The following is a 4,333-nucleotide window of genomic DNA, read 5'->3' as shown; positions in this document are numbered from 1 at the left end:
ACGCCCGAGGAGGACCCGACACCGGCGTGGCTCCTGATCCCCAGCGAAGACCTCCCCCGGGAGAACCTGCTCTTCGGGGACCGAATGCTGCTCGTCTTCCACGAGAACCAGATTGCGCGTGTTGAAGTGGTGGGGCATTCGCGCAGTAAGTTCTTCCCCGGCGAAGACGAAGGAAACTTCGACGAATGGAACGATGTGCGCGGGGACTCGCTCGATGTCTGGTTCACGGAGTCCGAGGTGGACAGCGTCATGGTGCGAGGGGCGGGGTTGGGGGAGTTCCACCTTCTTCCGGCGAAGGGGGATTCGCTCGGCCGGAACCGTCGTGAGCGCGTGGAACTGGGGCAGATTGTGGACTACATGGCCCCGCGCATTCGCTATCAGAACGACACGGAGATGATGCATCTGGACCAGGGTGCGGAGGTTCACTACACGACGATGGTGATCACATCCGGAGAGATCGATCTCGACGCACCCCGCGAGATTCTGGTGGCATCGGGCGATCCGGCTCCGGTTCTTGTGGATGTGGACGACGAAATCTTCGGACACGACATGCGCTATCACCTCTCCACGCAGAAGGGCGAGATCACGGAGGGGAAGACGCAGTTCGAAAACGGCTTCTACCACGGCGCGGACATATGGCGGATGGAGGACGGCCTTCTGGCCGTGGATCGCGCGGAGTACACCACCTGCGACCTCGACGACCCGCACTTCAGCTTCGACAGCCGCAAGATGAAGATCTACCTGAAGGACAAGATCGTTGCGAAGCCGGTGGTGCTGAAGGTGCGCGGGATTCCGGTCTTTGCGCTTCCGTTCTACATGGCGTCGCTGGAGAAGGGGCGCCATTCGGGGTTGCTTCTGCCGTCGCTGGAACTGGGGGTGGATGAAAACCGAGGACGCTTCATCCGAAACCTCGGGTATTACTGGGCACCCAACGACTACTCGGACCTCGCCGTGTCGGCGGACTTCTACCCGCAAAAGGAGCAGATTGTCGCGTACGCAAAGGCCCGATACCACATGCGCTACCGGTGGAAGGGTAATGTCGGGCTGAAGTACAACCGGGATGTCCCGAACAACCGGAAAGACACCGCAGTGGAGTTCCAGCACCAGCAGACTTTCGACGAAAACACGAGCCTGCGGGTGAACGGGCGGTTCCTTTCGTCCAGTTCCGTGTATCAGGAGATCGACGACGACCAGCGCCTTGACCGGGACATCCGCTCCCACGCCACATTCACGAAACGCTTCCCGGGATCCAACCGTTCTCTCCGGCTGGAGTTTCAGCGCCGGGAGAATCTCGACACGGGCGCGATCAGCGAGGAGTTGCCCGGGTTCCAGTTCAGTCAACCGAGCCGCCCGGTGACCGGGCAACGGGGGAGCAGTGGCGGGAGCGGCGGGGCTTCGGGGATACGCGAGACCAGTTGGCTGGACGATGTGTACTACAGCACGGACCTTCGGTTTGCGAACACGCGTGATCGGGACAGTTCGGGGGAGACGGAGCGGCATGTCGGGGCGAAGACATCGGTGAACTTCCGGATGAACCGGACCTTCTTCGGGGTGTTGCGGATGAGTCCGGCGGTGAACACCGAGGGCGCGTGGATGGACCGCGACCGCACGGGACGCAAGAACCCTCTGCGCGGTGTCTTCGACACCAGCATTCGCGCCAACACCACGGTCTACGGGACCTTCATGAAGCCGATCGGTCCGGCGTTGGGGTTCCGGCATGTGATCGACCCGGCGGTGACCTGGTCGTGGACGCCTGAGTTCAAGGACTACTTCTACATGGAGGACGAGTCGGAGCGGGATCGCTTCTTCAGCTTCAGCGGCATCCGGGGCACCCCGAGGGAGGCGAATCGAGGGACATTCACGCTTCGCAATCTGCTGCAGACAAAGGTCATGCGCGACGAGCAGGAAAAGCGATACGACCTTCTGGCTCTTCGGAGCTCCATGTCCTACGACTTTCTCGCGGAAGATGCGGGCCGAAAGCCGTTGACCAATCTCACGAACACGCTGGGCGTGCTTTCCTCCGCTCCGGTGAACCAAAGCTGGAGCGTGACGCACGATCCCTACGACTGGCGCCTTCTGGGAACCACGGTGACGACGCGTGCGCGTCTGGGACAAGACGCCTTCGCAAGTCGAGGAGGGGGAGGCGGTGGGGGTGGAGGCGGTGAGGACAACGATCCGGGCAAGGGAGAGGGCGGCGGCTCGGGAAGTGGGTCCGGGGGCGGCGGGTATCCGGCGGTCGGCCGCGGATGGGGCGGGACGAGAGCATGGAGCGTGGACCTGTCGCACTCCTTCCAACGGAGTTCGACCGGAGTGAAGTCGTCCCGGCTGGTGTTCAACTCCCGATTCGCTCCAGCGGAGAAGTGGCGCGTGTCGTTCAACTCGCAGTACGACCTGGAGACGAAGGAGAACACTTCGCAGACATGGTCCGTGCGCAGGCAGATCCACTGCTGGGAGATCTCGTTCGACCGAAGGCTTCTCGGCGGGAACTGGCAGTACTACATGCGGATCAATGTGATCGACCTCCCGGACATCAAGACCGAACGCGGTGACAAGTTCCGCGGGCGATCGGGCGGCGCGGCATACGGGGGCTTGTTCTAGCCGACCGCCCCGCCGCCAGGGGCCGCGATGTCGCCGGTTCTCCAGGAGATGTCCGGCCGCGGAGTCGCGCTCCCCGGCCGGAAGCCGGCTTGACCGGCGTGGGCGGCGCCCCTACCGTCGGTACCCATGATCCTCGACGCGGCCATCATCGTGACCTACTTCGTGGTGATCTTCGCCATCGGCGTACGCGCGCGACTGCGCGGAAGCGTCAGCGTGGACGAGTACTTTCTGGGATCGCGGTCGTTGCGCTGGCCGCAGATTGCCGTCTCCACCATCGCGACGAATGTCCACGCCGGACACTTCCTGGGAGCGGCCGGATCCGCGTATCTGTACGGACTGGCGCAGGCGAACCTGGAGATCAACGCGATCTTCGGGATTCTCCTGGCGGCGTTTCTGTTCGTGCCGATGTATCTGCGCCTGCGGGTCACGACGATCACGCAGTTCTTCGAATCGCGCTTCGGGCCGCGCGTCGCGCTCTACTATTCGGTGCTGATGATTGCGCTCTACGGGTTCATGTACCTGGGGTCGGCGCTCTTCTGGGCTTCGTACGCGGTGAATGGCGCGTTCGGAGAGTTGATTGCGTTTCTGGGCGATGACCCGCAGACGCGTCTCCGAACGCTTGCACTGTTGCTGGGCGCGTTCTCCGCAACATACACATTGCTCGGTGGGTTGCGGGCCGTCGTCCGAACAGACATGGTTCAGTTCGCGCTTCTTGTCACCGGGGGTGTGGTGCTTCTCGTGACGGCGGTGCAGCATCTGGGCGGATGGTCGCAACTGTACGGGAAGACAGGGCACCTCATGCACCTGCACATGCCGTCGGATCACCCGAAGCTCCCGTGGACCGCGATCCTCGGGATGCTGCTGCTCAACCTGAACTACTGGGGATCGAACCAGATCATCCTCCAGCGCGCGCTGGCCGCGCGGGACCTCCGCGAGGCGCAAATCGGCCTTCTTGTTGGCGGAGTACTGAAGTACGCCACCGCGTTGCTGGTGGTCGTGCCGGGAATCGCGCTGGCGGGAATCCTCGCGGAGAGGCCGCTTGCGGACCCGGACCGCGCCTACTTGACGCTTGTGACGGAGTTCCTGCCGGTCGGCGCGCGCGGGTTGGTGCTCTGCGGATTGTTCGCGTCGCTCATGAGCACGGTGGACTCCATCTTCAACTCGGTGGCGACGCTGTGGTCGGTGGACATCTACCGCCGATACCTTCGTCCTCATGCGACGGAGGCGGAGGTCGTTCGCGCCGGGAAGGGGGCAATCCTCGTGGCCCTCGGGACGGGGCTGGCCTTCGCGTTCCTTCAGATCCATGTGAAGTTCACGGATCCGGGGTTCGCGCTGACGCACTGGTTCAACGAGACGACCTACTACATGAAGAACGGATTCGTGCTTCTTATCATGTGCGCGGTCTTTCTTGCGGGGCCGTCCCGGAAACTTGTGGGGACGGGGTTGGCGGCAAGCATTGCGCTGACCTTCGCGATGAAGGCGGCTTTCCCGGATGTGAACTACTTTGTCCGGACCTCCGTTGTGGTGCTCACCACCTTTGCGCTGGTCGCGCTTCCGACGATGGCTCGGTGCGGCTGGCGGGTCCCTCTGGGCGAAATGGGGGGCACCGCCGGGCCGGGAATGAAGCGCGCGGGCGTGGCTCTCCTGGCCTCGCTGATACTTCTGCACACACTCCTTCACTAGCCCCGGGTTCTCCCCGCGCTCGGTCTCGGCGAGGCGGCGTCCTGTGCTTCCC

Annotated in this window: 2 protein-coding genes; both read left to right on the top strand. The window is 63.4% G+C overall.

From position 1 onward, the window contains the following. Window positions 1-2,598 (top strand): putative LPS assembly protein LptD (locus QF819_11085; protein ID MDP6803694.1); only part of this gene is annotated, 2,598 nt, incomplete at its 5' end. Window positions 2,599-2,724: 126 nt separating this feature from the next. Then, on the top strand, window positions 2,725-4,281 hold the full coding sequence (locus QF819_11080; protein ID MDP6803693.1) for a sodium/solute symporter: 1,557 nt from the start codon (window positions 2,725-2,727) through the stop codon (window positions 4,279-4,281). The last annotated feature ends 52 nt before the right edge of the window (window positions 4,282-4,333 follow it).

This window comes from Gemmatimonadota bacterium, assembly GCA_030747075.1.
GTDB lineage: Bacteria > ARS69 > ARS69 > ARS69 > ARS69 > ARS69.
The sequence above is the reverse complement of the archived record's forward strand: the minus strand, read 5'-3'. Positions and strand labels throughout refer to the sequence as shown.